The organism is Streptomyces sp. NPDC059443 (genome assembly GCF_042750105.1).
GTDB lineage: Bacteria > Actinomycetota > Actinomycetes > Streptomycetales > Streptomycetaceae > Streptomyces.
The window spans coordinates 67257-87870 of record NZ_JBHYVM010000025.1 but is presented as its reverse complement, the minus strand read 5'-3'; the positions used below and the strand labels follow the sequence as shown (position 1 = coordinate 87870).

General features: G+C 72.3%; 18 protein-coding genes. 8 read left to right on the top strand and 10 right to left on the bottom strand.

Annotation, left to right across the window (positions count from 1 at the left end):
* Nucleotides 1–13: 13 nt before the first annotated feature.
* Complete coding sequence (locus ACFXDJ_RS23580; RefSeq protein WP_384661762.1) at nt 14–1315, bottom strand: cytochrome P450; 1302 nt, start codon at nt 1313–1315, stop codon at nt 14–16.
* 222 nt (nt 1316–1537) lie between these two features.
* On the opposite strand from ACFXDJ_RS23580, the gene ACFXDJ_RS23575 reads away from it, so the two are divergent.
* A complete protein-coding gene (locus ACFXDJ_RS23575; RefSeq protein WP_384661764.1) occupies nt 1538–2134 on the top strand; it encodes a hypothetical protein in 597 nt (198 codons plus the stop codon).
* Nucleotides 2135–2149: 15 nt separating this feature from the next.
* On the opposite strand, the gene ACFXDJ_RS23570 is transcribed toward ACFXDJ_RS23575, so the two are convergent.
* Nucleotides 2150–2557: a hypothetical protein gene (locus tag ACFXDJ_RS23570; RefSeq protein ID WP_384661766.1), complete on the bottom strand. Its 408-nt coding sequence runs from the start codon at nt 2555–2557 to the stop codon at nt 2150–2152.
* Between the two features lie 113 nt (nt 2558–2670).
* Between ACFXDJ_RS23570 and sigJ the strand changes: the two genes are divergently transcribed.
* On the top strand, nt 2671–3630 hold the full coding sequence (gene sigJ / locus ACFXDJ_RS23565; protein WP_384850204.1) for an RNA polymerase sigma factor SigJ: 960 nt from the start codon (nt 2671–2673) through the stop codon (nt 3628–3630).
* Between the two features lie 42 nt (nt 3631–3672).
* On the opposite strand, the gene ACFXDJ_RS23560 is transcribed toward sigJ, so the two are convergent.
* The 4 genes from ACFXDJ_RS23560 to ACFXDJ_RS23545 are packed head-to-tail and all read right to left on the bottom strand — an operon-like array spanning nt 3673 to nt 7997.
* Nucleotides 3673–5019, bottom strand: a complete 1347-nt coding sequence (locus tag ACFXDJ_RS23560; RefSeq protein ID WP_384659973.1) for a TfuA-like protein — start codon at nt 5017–5019, stop codon at nt 3673–3675.
* A 14-nt stretch (nt 5020–5033) separates the two neighbouring features.
* Nucleotides 5034–6221, bottom strand: a complete 1188-nt coding sequence (locus ACFXDJ_RS23555; protein ID WP_384659975.1) for a YcaO-like family protein — start codon at nt 6219–6221, stop codon at nt 5034–5036.
* Nucleotides 6222–6241: 20 nt separating this feature from the next.
* Complete coding sequence (locus ACFXDJ_RS23550) at nt 6242–7051, bottom strand: ABC transporter permease (RefSeq protein ID WP_384659977.1); 810 nt, start codon at nt 7049–7051, stop codon at nt 6242–6244.
* A gap of 4 nt (nt 7052–7055) precedes the next feature.
* Nucleotides 7056–7997 carry an ABC transporter ATP-binding protein gene (locus tag ACFXDJ_RS23545; RefSeq protein ID WP_384850201.1) on the bottom strand — a complete coding sequence of 314 codons (942 nt, stop codon included), beginning with the start codon at nt 7995–7997 and terminating at the stop codon, nt 7056–7058.
* Nucleotides 7998–8328: 331 nt separating this feature from the next.
* On the opposite strand from ACFXDJ_RS23545, the gene ACFXDJ_RS23540 reads away from it, so the two are divergent.
* The 6 genes from ACFXDJ_RS23540 (at nt 8329) to ACFXDJ_RS23515 (ending at nt 15533) form a co-directional block, all read left to right on the top strand.
* Complete coding sequence (locus ACFXDJ_RS23540; protein ID WP_384659981.1) at nt 8329–9192, top strand: hypothetical protein; 864 nt, start codon at nt 8329–8331, stop codon at nt 9190–9192.
* Nucleotides 9193–9205: 13 nt separating this feature from the next.
* Nucleotides 9206–9655 (top strand): aroma-sacti cluster domain-containing protein, encoded by a 450-nt coding sequence (locus ACFXDJ_RS23535; RefSeq protein ID WP_384659983.1) that lies wholly within the window; start codon nt 9206–9208, stop codon nt 9653–9655.
* 54 nt (nt 9656–9709) lie between these two features.
* The gene (locus tag ACFXDJ_RS23530; protein WP_384659986.1) at nt 9710–12655 is read left to right on the top strand and encodes an AAA family ATPase; all 2946 of its coding nucleotides are present in this window, start codon (nt 9710–9712) and stop codon (nt 12653–12655) included.
* Nucleotides 12652–13515, top strand: coding sequence for a S8 family serine peptidase (locus ACFXDJ_RS23525; protein ID WP_384850198.1), 864 nt, complete (start codon nt 12652–12654; stop codon nt 13513–13515). Before ACFXDJ_RS23530 ends, ACFXDJ_RS23525 begins: the two co-directional genes overlap by 4 nt.
* Nucleotides 13512–14150: a GAF domain-containing protein gene (locus tag ACFXDJ_RS23520; protein WP_384659992.1), complete on the top strand. Its 639-nt coding sequence runs from the start codon at nt 13512–13514 to the stop codon at nt 14148–14150. The genes ACFXDJ_RS23525 and ACFXDJ_RS23520 overlap by 4 nt, the downstream gene beginning before the upstream one ends.
* A 93-nt stretch (nt 14151–14243) precedes the next feature.
* Nucleotides 14244–15533, top strand: a complete 1290-nt coding sequence (locus ACFXDJ_RS23515; RefSeq protein ID WP_384850195.1) for a helix-turn-helix domain-containing protein — start codon at nt 14244–14246, stop codon at nt 15531–15533.
* Nucleotides 15534–15573: 40 nt separating this feature from the next.
* Here the strand turns inward: ACFXDJ_RS23515 and ACFXDJ_RS23510 are convergent, their stop codons facing one another.
* From ACFXDJ_RS23510 to stsB, 4 genes are read right to left on the bottom strand one after another with little or no spacing between them, the layout of a single operon-like run.
* Entirely contained in the window at nt 15574–17427 is a 1854-nt protein-coding gene (locus tag ACFXDJ_RS23510; protein WP_384658828.1) for a S9 family peptidase, read from the bottom strand.
* Nucleotides 17417–18838 (bottom strand): NAD(P)/FAD-dependent oxidoreductase, encoded by a 1422-nt coding sequence (locus ACFXDJ_RS23505; protein ID WP_384658831.1) that lies wholly within the window; start codon nt 18836–18838, stop codon nt 17417–17419. Before ACFXDJ_RS23505 ends, ACFXDJ_RS23510 begins: the two co-directional genes overlap by 11 nt.
* Nucleotides 18835–19131, bottom strand: coding sequence for a PqqD family protein (locus ACFXDJ_RS23500; protein ID WP_384658833.1), 297 nt, complete (start codon nt 19129–19131; stop codon nt 18835–18837). Before ACFXDJ_RS23500 ends, ACFXDJ_RS23505 begins: the two co-directional genes overlap by 4 nt.
* Nucleotides 19112–20605 (bottom strand): StsB family radical SAM/SPASM domain sactipeptide maturase, encoded by a 1494-nt coding sequence (stsB, locus tag ACFXDJ_RS23495; protein ID WP_384658836.1) that lies wholly within the window; start codon nt 20603–20605, stop codon nt 19112–19114. The genes ACFXDJ_RS23500 and stsB overlap by 20 nt, the downstream gene beginning before the upstream one ends.
* Nucleotides 20606–20614 lie beyond the last annotated feature (9 nt).

Sequence of the window (20614 nt, the reverse complement as noted above, 5' to 3'; positions counted from 1 at the left end):
CCGTCGGTCTCGTCTACTCTGCGGAGGCCACCGGTGCCAGGGCGAAGTCCCCGGCCGGCCGCGGTTCCAGGACGATCAGGAGCCGCTCCAGACCGCGGAAGGCCGCCACGGGGCCCTTGAGCCAGGCGCCCCCGCCCTCCTCCTCGGCCGCCAGCTCCATCTCCGGGAACTCCCGGAGCAGGCAGGAGAGCGCGATTTCCAGTTCGAGCCGTGCCAGCGGGGCTCCCAGGCAGTAGTGCGTTCCGTGGCCGAAGCCCAGGTGCGTTCCCTGGATCCCCTCCCGCGTCACGTCCAGCTCGTCGGCGGCGTCGAACTTCTCGTGGTCCCGGTTCGCCGAGGAGAGCGCGATCTGGACCAGCGCCCCCTTGGGAATCACGGTTCCCCGGATCTCGGCCTCCTCGGCCGCGTACCGGAACGTCGAGGTCTCCACCGAGCCGTCGAACCGTACGAGTTCCTCGATCGCGCCGTGGATCAGCCGGGGATCCCGGCGGAGCTTCGCCAGCTGCTCCGGATGGAGGATCAGGTCGAGGACCGAGTTGCCGATCTGGTAGGCGGTGGTCTTGTGGCCGGCGAAGAACAGGACCCACATCGAGGACACCAGGTCCGCGTCGTCGAGGCCTTCCTCCGCCGTGATCAGGTCGCTGAGGAAGCAGTCCGACGGGTTGGCCCGCGTGTGGGAGACGATCTGGCCCAGCCGCTGCTGGAGCCATCCCTCGGCCGCCTTCAGCTCCGCCTTCAGCGCGGGGTTGAACCTGGACCGCGTCACCACCCCGAACTGCTCCAGGATCTCGGGCCGGTCGGCTTCGGTGATCCCCATCAGCTCGCACAGGACCGCGATGGGGAGCGGGAACGCGAAGGCGGACATCAGGTCGACCGTTTCGCTCTTGCGGCATTCCCGCAGGAGTCCCTCGGCGATCTCCGTGATCCGCGGTCGCATGTCCTCCACCCGGCGCGGGGTGAAGGCGCTGCGCAGGACGCGGCGCAGACGGGTGTGGCGCGGCGGGTCCGAGAAGAGGACGTTGTCGTCCAGCGCGTCGAAGAAGCTGCCGAACACGGCGTGGTACGTGTCGATGGCCCCGCGCATGTTCTTGCTGAAGCGCCGGTCCGACAGGGCGTCGCGGGCGTCGTCGTAGCGGGTGATGAGGTAGGTCTCGACCCCGTGCGGAGGCGTCAGCCGACATACCGGCGCCTGCTCGCGCAGGGCGGCGTAGACGGGGTACGGGCAGGCGCGGTACTCCGGTGTGCCCCTGGACACGGCCGTCACCAGCTCGTTCAGCGGTTCGTCGCCGGTCGGTGCCGCATTCTCCTGCGTCATGCTCCGCGTCCTCCGTGACATCGGTGTTCCGTGCCGACACCGGTTCCCCGTGGAGGCCCGCCGCGAAACGGTCCTTGGTTCGTTCGAGTCAGAGCGCTCCGCCAGATGCGGCGTCGGGGGGTCAGCCGTCCGGACCGGCCGTGTGGCGGGCCCCGTGGCCGGGAGACATGCTGCTAGGGCCTGTCGTCAGGCAACCTTCGCCCGCGACCGAGGAGTCCGCGCATGGCCCGCAGTTCCCCCCTGACCCTCGCGGCGGCCGCCGCCCTCGCCCTGGTGGCCGCCGCCGCTCCCACCACCGCGTCCGCCGCCGGCGCGTCCGCCACCACCGCGCCCTCGAACGGCGCGGACAACGCCAGGGCCCGCATCGAGCGGGCGATCGCGTACCGCGCGACCGCCCCGTTCCAGCAGCACGCCAACGCGGTGAAGGCGGGCTACGTCCCGGACAAGTACTGCATCGTGGACCGGGCGGGATCGGGGTCTCTCGGCTACCCGCACTTCAACCACGCGTACGACAATTCCGTCGACCCGGCGAAGCCCGCGGCCCTGTTCTACGAGGACGACCAGCGGGGCGGCAAACGCCTCGTCGGTGTCCAGTGGGTGGTCTACGACCGCGACCAGGACATGGCCACGGACGACGACCGCCCGTCGATGTTCGGCCGGAAGTTCACGGGCCCGCACCGCGGCCACTTCCGCGGCCAGCCCATCCACTACGCGATGCACCTGTGGCTCTGGAAGGAGAACCCCAAGGGGGCGTTCCAGACCTACAACTCGGCCGTGACCTGCCTCCCGGGCACCACCCGCCCGAAGCCGTCGCCCTGATCGCGGCGGCGGGCCCTACGGCCGGGTACCGCCCGCGCGCCGCGACAGGCGGGTGGACAGCGCCTGACCCAGGACCAGCACGCTCAGGCCGAACATCAGGACGCCCAGCGGGACATGGAACATCGGTATGTGGGCGACGCCCAGTACCACCTGCACCGAGGCGAGCACGAGGAAACCCGACGCGTACAGGATGGGGCGGGGCGAGCCGCCGCCCGGCCGCCAGGCCAGGATCGCGGCGATCAGGTACAGCATTGTCGCCCCGTACATGACGCGTGCGCCGACCCCGTGCAGGGTCTCGCCGTACGAGGTGGACAGCAGCAGTCCGGCGGTGACCGCCTGGAAGAAGATCGCCAGGGTCTGAAGGGCGATCGTGACCTGCACGAACGTGCTGGTGCGCGGTACTGCCATCGTCTGGGTGGCCATGATGTGGTCCCCTCTTCTGCCTCGCGGCGGTGGATCGGTAGTGTCTCGACGGTCCGACGACGCAGCCCCGCGAAATGTGAGGCGAGGCGAAGAACGAGGGAACGGTCGCAACCATGAGCACGCCAGTCGAATCAGTGCGGCGACGGTCGGAGCCGGACCTGAGTGCGGTCGTCGGCGAGCGGCGTCAGCTGATCAACCTCTCCTACCGGATGCTCGGTTCGCTCGCCGAGGCCGAGGACGCCGTACAGGAGACGTACACCCGCTGGTACGCGATGTCGCGGCGGCAGCGGGAGGCCGTCGAGTCGCCCGGCGCCTGGCTGACGACGGTGGCCAGCCGCGTGTGCCTGGACCTGCTCGGCTCGGCGCGGGTGCGGCGCGAGCGGTACGTCGGCGCGTGGATACCCGAGCCGCTGCCCGACCGTACGGAGTGGGGCGGCGGGCCGGCGGCCGGCGGCGCGGCCGGGCCGGGCGACCCCGCCGACCAGGTCACCCTGGACGAGTCGGTGAACATGGCCTTCCTCATCGTGCTGGAGGCGATGACCCCGGCCGAACGCGTGGCGTTCGTCCTGCACGACGTCTTCCGCTACCCCTTCGCCGAGGTCGCCGGGATCCTCGGCCGCTCGCCCGCGGCCTGCCGCCAGCTGGCCACCTCGGCCCGCCGGCGCGTCCGGGCCGCGCAGGCCCCGGCGGCCGCGACGGTTCCTGCGGCCGGACAGGCAGGCCTGGTACGGGAGTTCAAGGAGGCTTGGGAGGCCAAGGACATCAAGGCCCTCGTCGGACTCCTCGCCCCCGACGCCACGATGACCGCCGACGGCGGCGGCCTGGCCGGCGCCGCCCTGCGCCCCGTCGAGGGCGGCGAGCGCATCGCCCAGTACCTGATCCACATCTCCGACAAGGCCCCCGGGCTGACGCTCCTGGAGCGCACGGTCAACGGCCGGCCGGGCCTGGTCGCCCAGCACACCGGCACCACCGTGACCGTGGCGGCCCTCGGTCTCTCCGGCGGCCGCGTCACCCACATCTGGGCGGTCCGCAACCCGGAGAAGCTCCGTCCGTGGACCGGGAACGGCGCCTGAGGCCGTGCGCGCGGCGGAACGGAAGGCCCCGGCGAACCCGCCTCACCGCGCGGCGGCGTTCCCTCGGCTGCGGCCCCGGCGGATGTCGTAGGCGAAGAACCGCCTTACGGCGCCGCCCAGTTCCTCCGGGGTGGAGAACCCCCGGCGGGCCATCTCGGCGTCCGATGTCGTGCCGCGCCGCTGCCAGTGGCGCAGGAAGAGCTTCGCGCACATCGCCGGTGGCGGGACCACGAGCCGCGGGCGGGCCGCTTCTGCGGCCTCGTCGGCCTGCGCCACGAGGGCGCACCACTCCTCCCAGCGTTCGGAGTCCCGCAGCCGGGCCAGGACCGCCGGCCGCCAGTCGACCGACTGCCACACGGGCCACACCCGCACCATGAGCAGCCGGGCCCGCTCCTCGCCGGTGAGGTGCTCGCGTTCGGGCTCCGTGAACCAGCGGGCGAGGGGGTCCGGCAGCGGGGTCCGGCCGTCCAGCCCCAGTCTGGCCGTCGCGTACGCCCCGGCCGTCAGGTCCCGGGCGGCGGCGAGCTCCGCCAGGACACCGGTCAGGACCTCCTCGTGCAGCGCGGGGTAGTCGGCGTCGAACAGCCGTGCCGCGTCGAGGACATCGAGGTCGGACATCCACCGGCCGGGGGCGTACTCCCGCCGGGTCCCGCGGACCAGGGACTGGGTACGGCTGATCCCGGTGAAGGGCACGTGCCCGGCGGCGTCCGGGCCGGGCTCCACTGCTCCGTCGTCGGCCTCGCCCGTCGCGATCGCGCCGAGCGCCGCCAGGGCGTCGAGCCGCTTGAGGTCCCAGACACCGGAGCCGATCATCTCCTCCAGCGTCCACAGCGCCGCGTGGTCCTGTTCCTCCACCTCCCGTTCGATGTCCTTCCAGCCGCGGTGGGTGAACGGCAGGGCCGCGGCCGCCGCCAGGATCCGTCGCCCGGACTCCGCCGGGACCAGGTCCAGCTCCTCCCCCTCCGCGCAGCCGTACCGGAGGTTCACCAGCGCCACGGTCTGCGGCGGATAGCCCATCTCGGCCGGGCCGTGCAGTACGCCCACCTCGTCGTCCCCGTCGATCTCGCCCGAGGCGTACATCTCGTGGACGACGCCGACGCCCCGCATGCCGCAGGGCCCCAGCTCCGCGGCGCGCAGCGCGCCCATGCTCGCGGCCCCCACGACGTCCACGCCCTCGGTGAGCAGTTGGAGGATCTCCTTGTGGCCGACGGACCGCCGCTCGCGGAAGTAGCCGTCGATGACGACGGCCACGTCGCCGGGCCGCCACGGGTCCGCCAGGAGGTCGCCCCGGCCGGCGGGGGGCCGGACCTCCGCGTCCGGGAGCACCGCGCGTACGTCGGCCGCGGAGAGCGTCGGCCCGACGTACACGACCACCCTGGACGTACTCACGCTCGTTCCAGTCACTACAGCACCTCCGGAGAAACACGGCTGCCCGGTGCGACCACCTTGACGACCGGAACACCGATGTCGTCGCGGGTCAGGTCCACCACGAGGGGCGGGTGGGAGAAGGCCTCGGCCGCCTGCCGGACCACGTACCCGAGATCACCGACCAGGCCCTCGTGCCGGGGCGGCTCCCTGACCAGGTCCGGGATGCCGGCCGCCGGGGCTTCGTGCGCCCTGTTCAGGCGGTCGGTGTCCGCAGCGGCGAAGTCCTCCTTCAGGTCGTCCCTGGCCCCCGAGATGTACGCGAGTCTGGCCTGGGCCGCTTCGGACACGGCGCGGGTGAGGGCGATCCCGGTGTTGAGGTGGCAGCCGAAACCGAACATCGGGGCCGGGTAGTCGTGGTCGGCGACCCAGGCCAGGAAGCACGGGAGACCGGTGGGTGACGGTACGAGGCGCACTTCGAGGGTGACGCCGGCCCGCTCGATCAGCGCGCACAGTTCCGCGGCCTCCGCCGACCCCGAGCTGCGCGGATCCACCCGTACGCCCATCTCGCCCCCCGCCGCGACGGCCGCCGTCATCGCGTCCCGCTCGATGACCTCGCAGAGCGCGTGGAGCGTGGCTTCCACCAGTGTGTTGCCGCTGGCCAGGCCGTTCGTCGACTCGAAGAACACCGGCGGGTTCCAGTCGGTGTTCTCCTCCAGGCTCAGCCGGACGAGGTCCACGGGTACGTACGTCCGCGCGCCGTCGACCAGTGAGCGGGCCGCCATCCAGTCCAGGGGGAGGCCGTCGTGCAGCAGGCTCGGCGTGGAGGGCGGCAGGGCGTGGACGTCGTAGCCAAGCTCCTTGCCCAGCTCCGCGCCGATGTCGCGCGGCGCCGCCCTCAGGGCGGGCCGCACCGGTTGTTCCACGTGCCAGGTCTCGACCGATTCCATCACCGCCGACAGCTTGGCCAGCTCGGGCGTCATCCCCTTGCCCTGGGAGACGGCGAGGGTTCTGGACAGCGGCCGGACGGCCTGGAAGGTCGCGATGCCGATGGTGTCGAGCCGGGTGATGTCGGCGACCCGGGTGACGCCCACCTTCGCCGCGGCGCGGCTCGCCATCTCCCAGGTAGCCGCCGGCGGGCGGGCCCTGTTCGTGCCCGGCAGGCGGAGCACGGAGAGGTCCTGCGGGGAGGCGAGCCAGGACAGCGCGGATTCTTCGGTCTGCACGGTGAGCGACTCCCTGCGGGTCAGAGGTTGCGGGTGCGCCGCAGCAGCGCGCGGGCGGCGACGGCGTTGGCTACGAGGGCGACGACGGCCAGGACCGTCAGCGACGGCCACGCCTTGTCCAGGCCGAAGATCGCGGCGTCGCGCATGCCGGTGACCGCGTACGTCACCGGGTTCACCACCGAGATCCACTGGAGCACGGTGGGCAGTTGCTGCGCCGTGGACAGCGAGGGCGCGGCGAAGACCAGGACGGGCACCGAGATGCTGGTGAGCACCATGAAGGTGCGGTAGTCGCTGATGAGGACCGCCGCCGCGAGGTACAGCCCGTTGAAGGCCACCGACGACAGGGCCAGCGCGAGCAGCAGCCAGATCCAGTGGGAGGCCTCGAAGGGGTAGTCGAAGATGACCGCGGCGACGGCCAGGGCCAGCACGCTCTGCGCCAGTACCAGGGAGACTCCGGCCAGCAGCTTGCCGGCCAGGAAGCGCGACCGGCGCAGCGGCCAGCTCCAGAGCTGGGTCGACACCCCGCTCATCTCCTCCTGGAACATCGCCATGCCGGTCGTCCCCGATGCGCTCACCACCGACATCGACAGGACCATGGGGAGGAGGAACACGGAGAACGGAAGCGATTCGCCCCGGTAGACGATGTTCCCGACGACGTTTCCGAGCGAGGTGTTCACGAGCAGCAGGTACACGAGCATGGGCGTCAGGCCGAGGATGAGGTTGACCCTGTTGCGGGCGAGGAGCGCGTATTCACGGTAGAAGACCGCGGCGAAGTCGGCCGGTTTCCCTTTCCCCACCGGCGCGGTGTTCTTGAATCCCAGGTCGGTCACGGCCTCAGCCCTCATTCCCGGTCATACGGAGGAAGACCTTCTCCAGCGAGTCCGTGACGGTGGAGATTCCCGAGATCGCCACTCCGGAGTCGTGGCAGTGCCGGGAGAGCTGCGGCAGCACGTCCCGTACCTGGGCGTTCTCGATGCGCACTTCGGCGTCCAGTGCCGTCGCCGTCAGTCCGGCCGTGCCGGCCCACTCCTTGACGACCTTGGCCCCGACCGCGTCGTCCACCTTCACCAGCAGGTGGGCGCCGCCGAACTCCCGCACCAGCTCGCTCGGTTGGGCGAAGCGGACCACCTTGCCCTTGTTGATGACCAGGACGCGCTCGGCGTTGCGCTCCAGTTCCTCGATGATGTGGCTGGTCCAGATCACGGTCATGCCGTTCTCCTCGCGCAGCCACCGTACGAAGCGCTCGATCTCGTGCCGGCCGGCCACGTCGAGGCCGGCCGACGGCTCGTCGAGGATGAGGAGTTCGGGAATGGTCAGGAGGGCCCGTACCAGCTGCAGCCGCTGGCGCTGTCCCCCCGACAGCTGGAAGACGAGCCGTGACAGCGCGTCCTTGAGACCGAGGTACTCGGCCACCTCCAGCGCCCAGGGCCGGGTCGTGCGCCAGGACAGGCCCTTGAAGCGGGTGGCGATGAGCAGGTTGTCCAGGGCGGAGAGCATCTCGTCGTAGGGGGCGGACTGGTGCATCGCGCCGATCCCGGTCTTGGCCGCGACCGGGTCGCGGGCCGGGTCCGCGCCGAACACCCGGATCCTCCCGGTCGTGGGAGGGGTGACGCCGCAGATCATCTTCATCAGGGTCGTCTTGCCGGCTCCGTTGGGGCCCAGCAGACCGATGGTCTCGCCTTTGGCGATGTCGAACGAAATACCGTCGACGGCCGGCGTCTCTTTCCCGCGATAACGCTTGGTGAGTTCTTCGGCGTTCACCACACCACTGGTCACGATCTCTCCCTTCCACCCTGTGTCCGCTGTTTCTCAGGATTGTCGATCGTGTTGCTGCGGGTGGACGTTACGCCTGTCGGCCCGTGGTGCGACGGGCCCTGCCCAAGCTGCCTTTGAGCTGCCCCTGTTCTGCCGCCCCGCGCACGATGCCGTGGCTAACATCGGCTGCATGAGCCGTTCAGAGGATCCGGAGGACCGTGACGGCAAATCCGTTGTGGTTCTTGTGAATTGCGCGGGCGGCCGCGAATTGGAGGTCGTTCGCGACGCGTTGACGGGGCCGTTGGAAACACCGACCCTGTTGATCCGTCAAGACGAAATCCCGTCGACGCCCATGGCGTTCGACATGGACACCGGTCTGCTGGACGTCGCCGGGCGGCGCGTCCGACCGGCGGTGGTGTGGGTGCGCCACGGATCGGCCTGCGCGCTGCTGGCGCAGGCGCGGCCGGCGGGCTCGGTGACACCGTTGCAGGCGGAATCGTGGTCCGGGTTCCTGCGTCAGGTGGCGTCGGCCGCGACCGTCTCGCTGCCGGGCGGGACGGTCGTCGGGCCGGGTCAGCTGGCGGACGCCCGCAGGCTGGGCGTGCGGACGCCCCGGACGGTCCTCACCAACGACGTGTCCGCGGGTGCGCGTGCGGTGGGAGCGCCGGTCCTCGTCGTCAAGACGCCGGACTTCCGGCTGTTCGAGCCGGAGCCGCGGAACTGGCCGGCGTGCCTGCCCTCGGTCGTCGGCCGCGAGGTGGCGACTCGGGGACCGGCCGATGGAGTCTCGGCCGGTGGAGTCTCGGCCGGCGCGGTCTCGGCCCGCGCGGTCTCGGCCGACGGGCGTCCGGTCGTCGTCCAGGAGTACGTGGCCCACGCCCGCGAGCTGCGGGTCTACCAAGTCGACGGCGGGATCTGCGCCTTCGAGGTCCAGAAGCCCGGCCCGTCGAGTCCGATGACGGACCCCGAGAGCGTCAAGGTGACGCGCGTCGACTGCCCGGAGCCCGCGGCCGAAGCGGTGCGCACCCTGTGCGCCGCGTGGGGCCTGCGCTACGGGGCGTTCGACCTGCTCGTGTCCGACACCGGGGAGCCGGTGTTCCTGGAGGCCAATCCGGACGGGGACTGGCTGTGGTTCGAACGCAAGGCGGGCTGGCACGGCGTCTCCTTCATGGCCGCCGTGATGGTGCGCGAGTTGTTCGTACGGAGTACGTCGTGAGGAGCTCGCGTTGGTGACGTCGATCCGGGGCCCCAAGATGTCCACCCGGGGCCTGGTGCTGGTGGCCATGGTGGCGCGGGGCCACACGACCGACCGCGTGGCGCGCGCGCTGTGCCTGAGCAGACACACCGTGGGAGAGGAGATCAGCGTCCTCCTCGACCGGTTCAACTGCAAGAACAGGGCGGAGCTGGTGGCCTACTGCTACGTCCACCGGATCCTGCCGATCGATGTCTGGCCGCCCCCGTGCGGCCCCGTGAATGGGGTGAGTGACGTGTTCGATCCTCTGACCGCTCTGCGTGAAGCGGGACTCCCGGTCGACCAGTTGAGCGCGGCGCAGCGCGAGGTCCTGGCGCACCTCACCGAGGAGGAGGCCACCGTCATCGTGGCGGTCCAGCACCGGCTGAACCAGGCGGAGTCCGGGGCGGACGCCGAGGTGTGGGCCCACGACCTGAAGCTGCTCTGACCCCGGTGCCGCCCCCGCCGGGCGACGGAACACGCCCCTGGAGGAGGACCGCGCATGAGCCGCAGACTGGTGGTCGTTCTCTTTCTCGACCTCGTCGGATGGACCCGGCTCGCCGAGCGGGTGGATCCGGAGGCGTTGCAGCGGCTCCTCGACGAGTACTACGAGATCTGCTCGGTCGCGGTGGAGGAGCACGGCGGGGTCGTGGAGAAGTTCATCGGCGACGCCGTCATGGCGGTCTTCGGCGCGGACACCTCGCGGGAGGACGACGCCCTACGGGCGCTGCGGGCGGCCACGCGCATCCGCATCGAAGTCCGTGACCTGCGCACACCGGCCGCCGACGCGGCGCCGGTGGAGGTGCACTGCGGGATCGCGGCCGGTGAGGCGCTGGTGACGCGTTCGGCCAGGGCCGGGATCCGGGTCGTCGGAGACGTGGTCAACCTGGCCGCGCGCCTGCAATCGCTGGCGGTGGCCGGGGAGATCATCGTCAACGAGACCGTGGCGCACCTGGCCCGCGCGCACTACGCCATGGCCCCGGTGGCTCCGGTGGCGCTGAAGGGCAAGGCCGAGCCGGTGCCCGTGCTCCTGGTGACCGGCACCGCCTCCGCCGACCGGACCGGCGACGGCTCGCCCATGGTGGACCGCGGCGCCGAACGGAGCCGGCTGCGCCTGATCTACCAGCGGGTGGCCCGCGACCGGCGGCCCGAGCTGGTGACCGTGCTCGGGCCGCCGGGCATCGGCAAGACCCGCTTGGTGAGGGAGGCCCTGGACGATCTCGTCGCGGCCGGGGCGGAGCCCATCGCCGTGTTCGGGAACTGTCCGTCCTACGGCGCGGACGGCACCTACTCGGCGCTCGTCGAGGTGCTGGACGGGCTGACCCGGCAGGCCCCTGCCAGCGCGGAGCTGCTGCGGGCGGACGGCCGGGTCGCCGCGGTGCTGGACGGGCTGCGCGAGGCCTCGCTCCCCCGCGGCGCGGGCGCCGGCGCCGCCGTTCCCGGGCCGGGGATCGAGGAGGTGGCCTGGGCGGCGCGCGAACTGCTCACCGCCGCGGCGTCCCGACCGCTCGTCGTGGTGTGGGACGACCTCGCGTGGGCGGGGCAGTCGCTCCTGACGCTGATCGGCGAACTGGCCGAAGGGCTGCGGGACATCCCGCTCCTGACGGTCTGCGTGTCCAGACCGGAGCCGGTGGCGCGGGACGGCGGTCCCCCGCTCCCGGACGAGCAGGTGATCGACCTCGGGGCGCTGCTGCCGATCGACAGCGCGGAGCTGGCGCTCTCGCTGGCCGTGCGGGGGGACGCCGGCGAGGTGGAACTGCACGCCCTCGACCTGGTCGACCGGGTCCTGGAGTACAGCTCCGGGAATCCGCTGTACATCCGGCTGATGATGGACTGGCTGAGGGGCGGCCGCACCGTCGACCAGGCTCCGCCGACCATCACCGCCATGGTGGGCGCGATGATCGACCAACTCCCGGCGCCAGCACGGCGGTTGCTCGGCGCGGCCTCGGTGATCGGCCCTTCGTTCACCCTGGAACAGCTCGCGCTGCTCGGCGAGGAGCTGCCCGCGCAGGGCCTGGACGCGCTCAAGGGGCGGCGGCTGATCCATGCCACGCCGGAGGAGGGCGGCTACCGCTTCGCGCAGCAGCCGGTGCACGAAGTGGCGTACGGGCGGCTGGAGAAGGAGCAGCGCATCGCGTGGCACCGGCGGCTGGCCGAGCGCGGCTTCGGCCCCGGCTTCCACTTCGAAGCGGCCGCGCGGCTCCTGACGGGGCTGCGCCCGGACGACGCGGAGCTGCCGGGGCTGACCCGGCGGGCCGCCGAGGCGCTGCTGACGGAGGGCACCGTGGCGCTCCGGCAGCGTGATGTGCCGACGGCGATCGGGCTGCTCGAACGAGCTCTCGTACTGGCGCGCAAGGGGTCCGACGCTTGCCTGGCGGTCGCGGCCATCCGGCTCAGCGACGCCCTCATGCTCGCCGGAGACACCCGGCGCGCCCTGGAGGTGGTCGCGGACGGCTCGCCCGGGGGGCCCTGCCTGGTCCAGCGGTACCTGTTGGCGGCGCGGCTCGGCAGGGTCACGGCCGGGGAGGTGGAGGAGCTGCGCGCGGAACTGGGGCCGCCCGATGCGGAACTCGGCTGCGGGCGCGACCGGTTCGCCTGGTGTCGGTTCGAGCAGGTGCGGATGCTGTTCCACCTGGACCACGGCCGGTACGGGGCGGCCGAGGAAGCCGCGGACTCCGCGCTCGGGCACGCCCGGGGCATCAACGATCCGTACGAGGAGGACCGCCTCCTGGTGGCCCTGTGCGAGATCCGGCAGTGGTCGGCGACTCCCATGGCGGAGAAGCTGTCGGGCTGCGCGGAGCTCCTCGACCGGTTCGCCGCGGACCGGTTCCTGGCGCTGCCCGCGCTGGCCGCCCGGGCCCGCTGCCTGGCGCTGACCGGGGACCGCTCCGGTGCCCGCTCGGCGCTGGCCGAGGCCGAATCGGTGGTCGAGCAGCTCCGGCTGGCCCTGGGGGGCGTCCTGGTCGACCAGGTGGCCGGTCTGGCGGCCTCGCTGGAGGGCGAGCACGAGGAGGCCGAGCGGTGCTTCCGCGGCGCGGCGGGCGCCCTCGAACAGGCCGGTTACGTGCCGACGGCGCTGACCATGCGGGTGCAGGCGGCGCGCGAGTTCGCGCGACACGACGGGACGGGCGAAGCCGCGGACCGGATCGCGGAGCTCCTGGCACAGGGCGACCGGATGGACGTACGGGGGCGGATCCTGTGCATGTCCGCCTCCGTGCTGATCGCCGCCGAGGAGGGCCGGTCCGATCCGATGCGCGGCGAAGTGGTCACCTTGTTGGAGGACATCGACGACCCCTGTCTGCGCGGCGAGGTCTGCTTCGACCTCGCCCGTGCCCACCGGCTCCTGGGCGACCCGTCGGGTGCCCGTGCCATGGCCGTGCTGGCCGCCGACAGCTACGCGGCCGTCGGTGCCACGAAACCTCTGGAGGCGGTACGGGCGTGGATGTGAGCGACGCGCCCTGGCGGCGCGAGCGGGTACCGCACGCCTCCGGGATGCCGGCCTGGAGCATGCCGGCCGACGGCGGCCCTGGCGAGCCCGTGCCCACGGTCCTGTTCGAGGGGATCGACGCCGACTGGGCCTGGGGCGGATCGAGCGGCGAGGGCGTACGCGTCTGCGTGCTCGACAGCGGTGTCGACGCGACCCATCCGCTGGTCGGGCCGGTCGAGCGGGCGTGGCAGGTGGTGACGGCCGAGGGCCGGGCGCCGCGCGTGGAGGAGTGCGAGCCGCTCGACAGCGCCGGGCACGGCACCGCTTGCGCGGGGATCATCCGCTCCATCGCGCCGGGGGTGTCGCTCAGTTCGCTGAAGGTGCTCGGCGACGGGAGGTCCGGCAGCGCCTCCGCGCTGATCGCCGGACTCGCCTTCGCGGTCGAGGAGGGGTTCGACGTGATCAGCATGAGCCTGTCGACGAACAGGATCGAGTTCCGCGACCGGCTGGGAGAGCTGTGCGACCGCGCCTACTTCCGCCGGACGACGGTGGTGGCCGCCGCGCACAACCTGCCGATCGAAAGCTTCCCGTGGAACTTCGCCTCGGTCGTCTCGGTCGCCAGTCACGCCGAGCCGGACGGCATGCGCTTCTACTACAACGCGGCGCCCCCGGTCGAGTTCCGCGCGCGCGGGGTGCGCGTGCCGGTGGCGAGCCCCGGCGGCGGCACCGTCCGCAACACCGGCAACAGCTTCGCGGCCCCGCACATGGCCGGGATCGCGGCGCTCGTCCTCGGCAAGCATCCCTGGCTCACGCCGTTCCAGCTCAAGAGCGTCCTGTACCACTGCGCCGCGAACGTGGCACCCAGAGGAGGAGTGAAATGACGCCCTGGTCACCCGAGTTGATGGCCACCGAAAGCCAACTGCTCCAGTCCGTCGTCTCGGTGGCCCGGTACATCTACGGGGCCGCCGCGTCGTCGGTGTTCATGGTGAGTCCCGACACCGGTGAGCTGATCTTCGCGGCGGTCGCGGGCGAGGGCGAACAGGGCCTCGTCGGCAAGCGCTTCGAGCCCGGTACCGGCATCGCCGGCTGGGTGGCGGCCAGCGGCCAGCCCCTGATCACGGACGACGTGGGCGGGACCGACCAGTTCGCCCGCGACGCGGCGGCGTCCACCGGCTACGTTCCCGCGAGCATCATGGCCGCCCCGCTCATCGCCGACGGGGAGTGCATCGGCGTGATCGAGGTGCTGGACCGGCACACCCGCGACGCGGGCGCCCCCGGCCGGGAGCTGGACGACATCGAGCTGCTGGGCCTGCTCGCGACCCAGGCCGCGCTCAGCCTCGCGCTGCTGCGGCGCAGCCAGCAGGCCGCGACCGCGGTGCCGCGCCTGGGCGATCTGGTGGCGCGGCTGTCTCGGCACGCGGTCACGGACGTTTCCGACCCGCTGGCCGTCTCGCTGCTCGGCATCTGTCTGGACCTGCTGGACCGGCGTGCGCATTCCCCTTCGGAGCCGGTCTGACGGCCGACGGAGACGGAACGCAGACGTGTCGGCGACGCGCTGGAGACGCCGGTGGAGACGCCTGCGGAACGGGCCGCTCCTACGCTCCCGCCCATGGTTCACAGGGCCGAGGCCGAGGCACCTTCGTTTCCCGAACTGCTCCGCTTCAAGCGGGTCCAGGCCGGGCTGACCCAGCGGACGCTCGCCGACCTGTCGACGATCAGCCCGCGCACGATCCGCGCCCTGGAGTCGGGCCGGGTGAACGCGCGGATGCAGACGGTCCGGCTGCTCGCGGACGCGCTGAGGCTCGGGGGGCTGCCCCGGGAGCTCTTCATCACCGCCGCCCTGGGCACCCAGCAGCGGGGGCCGGCCGGGGGCGACCCCGGTCTCACCGTGCCCCGGCCCGTCAACGCCCTCATCGGGCGCGACACCGAGGTACGGGCGATGGCGGGCGGGCTGGAGTCGGACCACCGCCGCATGGTCTCCGTGTCCGGGCTGCCCGGGGTGGGGAAGTCGCGGGTGGCCGCGGAGATGGCGGCGCGGCTGAGTGCGCGCCGCGGGTGGCCGGTGCTGTGGATCGGGTCGGGAACGATGGCCCTCGACGGTCACGGCACGGCCTTCGGCTCGGTGATGACCTCGTTGCGGCTGCTGGTCGAATCGGGGGCGGAGGACGTTTCCACCGTCTGCCGGCTCATCGGCCGCCGTGAGGTGCTGCTCGTGCTCGACGGGGTGGCCGACGTGCGGTGCGGGGCCGGGGTGGAGGAGCTGCTGACGCACTGCCCGGGGGTCCGGGTGGTCAGCACCTCGCGTGCGCCGTGGCACGTCGCCGGCGTTCAGGGGACCGTGGTCCCGCCGCTGGCCACGCCGGGTGCCGACTGGGAGGCGACCAGGTCGCTGGAGGCGCTGGCCCCGGTGCCCTCGGTGCGGCTGCTCGTCGACCGGCTCGCGGAGGTCCGGCCGGGGTTCGCGCTCGGCCGGGAGGACGCCGACGCGGTGGTACTGCTGTGCCGCAGGCTCGACGGGCTGCCCGTGGCCCTGGAGGCGGTGGCCGCGAGGTTCCGGGTGCTCGGTCTGGCCCAGCTGGCGGACGCGCCCGCGCCGGACCTGCTCGATCTGCCGGTCCCGGCGTGGTCGGCGGGTGTTCCCGGGACGGTCGGCACCATGATCCGGTCCGGTTTCGAGCACCTGGACGCCGCCCGGCGGGCGGTCCTGGAGGAGCTGGTGCGGTTCGAGCGGCCGCCTACGGTCACCGAGGCGGCCGGGGCGCTGCGCCGGCCGCTGACCCAGGTGGTGGACGAGCTGGGCGCGCTGATGGCCTGCGGGCTCGTCCGGGCCTCGCACGAGGAGGCGGAGACTCGCCTGCACCTGCCGAACCTGCTGCGGGCGGCCTTGACCGCGGGGTGACGGCAACCCGCCCACCGGACGGCGGGGTGCCCCGGCGGGGTCACGCCAAGTGGGCGGCGAGGAACCGCTCGACGGCCGCGTAGTAGGCCTGCCGGTTGGCGGGTCTGGCCAGGCCGTGGCCCTCGTCCGGGAACAGCAGGTACTCGTACGGGAGCCCCTTGGCCTCCAGCGCCGCGACGAGCTGCTCGGACTCCTGCCGGGGCACCCGGATGTCGTTGGCGCCCTGGACCACGAGGACCGGGATGCGGATGTCTTCGGCCCGCGACAGCGGGGACCGCTCCCAGAGCATCTCGCGCTCGGTGTCCGGATCTCCGACCTGGGCGTGCATGAACGCCCGCAGCGGAGTCCGCTGGGGCGCCCCGGCCGCCAGCATCGTCAGCAGGTTCGACGGACCGCACAGGGCGATCGCGCAGCTGAACACGGACGGGGTGAAGGCCGCGCCGACCAGCGCGGCGTAGCCCCCGTAGGAGCAGCCCATGATCGCGACCCGTGCGGGGTCCACGCTCCCTTCGGCGACGAGGTGGCCGAGCGCGTCGAGCAGGTCGGTCTGCATGGCGGCGCCCCACTGCTTGGCGCCCAGGTTGCGGAAGTGCTTGCCGTAGCCCGTCGAGCCCCGGTAGTTGACCTGTACGCACGCGTAGCCGCGGTTGGCCAGGAGCTGGGCCTCCTCGTCGAAGGCGAAGGTGTGGCGGGCCCACGGCCCGCCGTGCACGTTGACCACCGCGGGCAGGGCCTTGCGGTCGGCTCCGGGCGGCCAGGTCACGTAGCCGTGCACGGCGACCCCGTCGCGCGCGGTGAACGCGAAGGGCTCCATCCTGGCCAGCCGGTACCGTTCGAGCTCCGTGTGGTGGCTGAAGAGGTAGCGCAGAGTGCCGTCCGCGCGGTCGTGGACGTAGTAGAGGACCGGGCCGGCTCCGGTGACCACCGAGACCGTCCACAGCCGTCCGGAGCGGTCGGTGCGGTCGATGTAGATCTCGCCGTCGATCTCCTGGAGCGCGAGCGCGGCGCGGATCCGCCCGACGTCCTCGCCGAACTCCTCATCGAGGAAGACCCGTTCGTCGCGGTCCTTGGCGAACAGCACGGCCTGCGGCGTACGGGTCAGCGGGTCCATTTCGACCTGTTTGACGTCGTAGACGGGGTCTTCGGCGAGCAGGGTCCGCCGTCCCGTCGCCACGTCCACCGCGTGGAGGCGGTTCGCGTTGGCCCCGAGGGAGGTCAGGAGGTAGCAGGTGGCGCCGTCGCGTGCGAAGCCGATGACGCGCGTGCCCATGGCGTCCTCGTAGGGCACGTCGAGCCACGGGAGCGTACCTTCGCGGTCGGGCGCGTCCGCGGGGTGCAGGCGGACGGTCATGCCGCCGTCGGGCTTCAGGGCCGTGCCCCCGCGGACCCGCAGGTCGGTGTCGATGATCCAGCTCAGGTACCCGGGGTTCTCGGCGACCTTGGTGAGAGCCCCCGTCGGCAGGTCCAGGCGGTAGACGTCGTGCCGCCCCGGCCGGTCCTTGTCCAGTCCGAGGAGGATGGTGCCGGGGTGCCACCGGTTGTGTGCCAGCACGCGCGCCTGGACGCCGTCGAAGGGTGTGGCGCAGCGTTCCTCGCCGGTGACCAGGTCGACGAGGTACAGCTTCCAGCTCTCGTCTCCGTCGCCGTCGCGCAGGTAGAACAGCGTGCGGTCGTCGTGGCACAGGCCGTACGTCCGGATGCCGCGCCCCCGGTCGTGCGTCACGGCCCTGGCCTCGGTCGGCCGGTCCACCGGCGCCGTCCACACGTTCAGGACGCCCTCCTCCGGTGCCAGGTAGAGCAGGCGGGTCCCGTCCGGCGAGATCTCGGGAACGAGGTACGAGGGGTTCCCGAACAGCACGGAGTGCGGGATCAGCGGTACGCCGTCAGTGGCCACGGCTCTCCTCCAGGGCGGGCTCAGGGAGTGTCCGGCGCCCCGAGAACCACCACTCGGCGAGTACGGGGAACTGCGCGACCGCCTCGTCGGTGTCGCGCGGCGGCCTCGCCGCGGCGGACGGCACGGGGTGCGGGGGCGGGTCCGCCGCGGTCCGTGTCCGCGGGGGAAGCAGCGTCTGCGTGCGGAAGAGGTCGGTCAGCAGCGCCGGGTTGCCGAGCACGGCCCGGGACATGAGGGCCCGTACCCGGTGCCCGGCGGCCGCGGCGGCGCCTTCCCCGCAGGCGGGTCCCCGGTCCTGCTCGATGACCATCCGCCACGAGGTGTCCGCCACCTCCGCCACGGCGGCCTGGAGCGCGGGGAGGGCGCCGGGTCCGGCGCCGCCGCGCGCCAGCTCGCGGTCGATGCGTACGGCGCTGAGCAGGGCGACGGACATTCCGTGGGAGTGGACCGGGTTGACCGCGACCAGCGCGTCCCCGAGGACCAGGAAGCCCTCCGGTCCGGGCCGACGTTCGAAGTACCTCCGGCGGTTCGCCGTGGCCCGGAACGGGCGTACGGCGCCCAGGGGTTCGGCTTCGGCCAGGAGCTCCGCCAGGACCGGTGAGCGCAGCGCGCGGACGCAGTCGGTGAAGCCCTGCCCGTCGGCCGGGGGCGCCGCGGCGCGCGTGCCGGTCAGGGTGACGGTCCACCGGCCGTCCTCCACGGGGAACAGCGTCGCGCCGTGGCCGGGGCGGCCGCTCCGCGGGTGCGGGTCCGGGTGCAGCATGATCGCCGGGATGTGGGAGGCGAGGGCGGCGGGGGCCCGGTAGATCCGGGTGGAGTACGCCAGTCCCGGGTCGACCACCTCCTCCTCCACGGGGGGCGCGCCGAGCGCGGCCAGCCAGCGGGGGGCCCGTGAGCGGCGGCCCGTCGCGTCCACCACGAGGTCGGCGCGGAGGGTCTCGGTGGAGCCGTCCTCGCGCGCGACGCGGACGCCGGTGACGCGCGAGGCGTCCCCGGCCAGCCCCAGGACCCGGGTACGCTCCCGCACCGACACCGCGCCACCGGCCAGCGCCCGCTCGCGGATGACGTGGTCCATGAGCCACCGGCTGCACGAGATCAGGAAGGCGCCGGTCTCGTGGCGGCGGAACCAGCCGCCCGCGCTCAGGATCAGGGCGCCGTCGGAGAGGCCGCGCCGGTGCGCGCCACGGGCGGCCAGCGCCGCCCGCGTGCCGGGGAGCAGCGTCTCCAGGGCCTCGGCGCCGGCGGTCACCAGCACGTGGCTGTGGAACGCCTGGGGCAGTCCCGGCCGGGGGGCCGGGCCCGCCGGGTACCGGCCGCCTTCGACCACGGTGACCTCGTAGGCGTGCCGGGCGAGCACCGTGGCCGCCAGGACGCCCGCGAAGCCCCCGCCGAGGACGACGGCCTTGGTCACGGGCGACCGGCCGGCTGTTCCGAGGTCTCCTCCAGCAGTTCGGCCTCGACCAGGGAGCTGATGAACGCGTCCACCTCCGCGCGGATGTGCTTCGTCATCACGGGGTTGTGACCGGCGAACAGCAGTGCCAGCTTCCCGCTGACCGTCTCGCGGTCCTCTTCGCTCTCCACGAGCACCCAGATCTGTGCGGCGGTCGCGTTCAGGGTCCGGAAGTCGCCGGACTCCGTGTGGTAGAGCGAGACGCCGTCCGGGGTCTCCTGCCAGATGACCGCGTCACTGATGTGCAGGGACATCGCCCAGCCTCCTGTTCACCGGCATGATGGGAATGAGTTCGCCGACCTTGATCGCGGGCTGTGGGGTGCGGACGTAGGTCTTCCACTGCTCGTGGACCTCGTGCACCTCGCCGGTGTCGACCATCCGGGGCACCGTCATGTCGAGGTCACTGGCTGCGAGTTGGGCGCGGGTCACGCCCGTTTCCGTCCACAGTTGCGTCGTGACGCCGTGCCGCAGGATCCGGCACAGGTGCCGGCTGTTGCGGCGCAGGTCCCCGGACTCCGACATGTGCGCGGCCCGGCAGCCGCCGCCGCACGCGGCCTTGATGTAGCACTTCTCGCAGTCGGCGTGGAACTCCCCGCCGAACACCGTGCTCCGCCGCATCGAGGTCAGGACCGGGCTGTCGAAGATCTCGGAGATCGGCTGCTTCCTGATGTTGCCGGCGTGGTCCGCCTTGCTGGTGACCAGCTTGCACGGGTAGACGTCGCCGAGGGAGTTGATGTAGATCTCGTGGCCGCCCATCCCGCAGTTGCCCTTGACCGAGCACGGGGAGACCGGCCTGGGCCCGTCGGGCTTGAACTTGCCCGCGACCGGTGAGGTCCAGACGAGCTGCTGCACCCGTAGGTGGTCCTGCCAGCCGAAGTCGTCGTCGTCGCTCGCGCCCCGGCCGAGGTCGTTGTGGTTCATCAGGCGGACGCTGTGGATCTCGATCCCGTCGAGGAACGAGGCGAAGCCCTCCAGCTCGTCGACGTTGTCCGAGGTGACGATGTGGTTGATGGCCGGCTTCACGCCCGCTTCGTTGAGCAGCTGGATGGCCCGGTGGGTCTTGGCGAACGAGCCCTTGCCGCGGGTGCGGTCGTGGGTCTCGGCCGTTCCTCCGTCCAGGCTCACCGTGACGGCGTTGAAGAGCTCGGCGAACCGTTGCGCCGTCGCCGCGTTCCGGATCATCGTCGCGTTGGTGATGATGTTCGACTTCATGCCGCGGCTCTTGGCGTGCTCCACGATCTGGAACAGGTCCTTGCGCAGCATCGGCTCGCCGCCGGTGAAGATCATGGTCCCGGTGCCGAAGTCGGCGAGCTGCGAGACCAGGTCCAGGGACTCCGCGGTGGAGAGCTCGCCCGGGAGGCACTTCTCGGAGGAGGCGTAGCAGTACGGGCAGCGCAGGTTGCAGCCGTCGGTGATGGCGTAGTAGGCGACGTTCAGGGGCGGTTCGGAGAGCCGCACCGTGGGCCTGTTGCCGTTGAAGTAGACGATCCAGTTCAAGATCAGCTTGGCGAGGGCGCGTTCCGTCCCGCTGTCCGGCTCCAGCACCGGCTGCTCCCCGCGCGCCCGGGCGGCGGCCAGCACCTGGAGGACCAGGAACTCACGCCCCGTCAGGACGCACCGTGCGGCCACCTCCGGATTGACCACGAGGTGGTCCTCGCCGTGCACAAAGTACGTCAGGCCCTGCGGCACATCGAACAACGACAGGTTCCGGACCAGATTCCCGCGCATCCCGCCTCC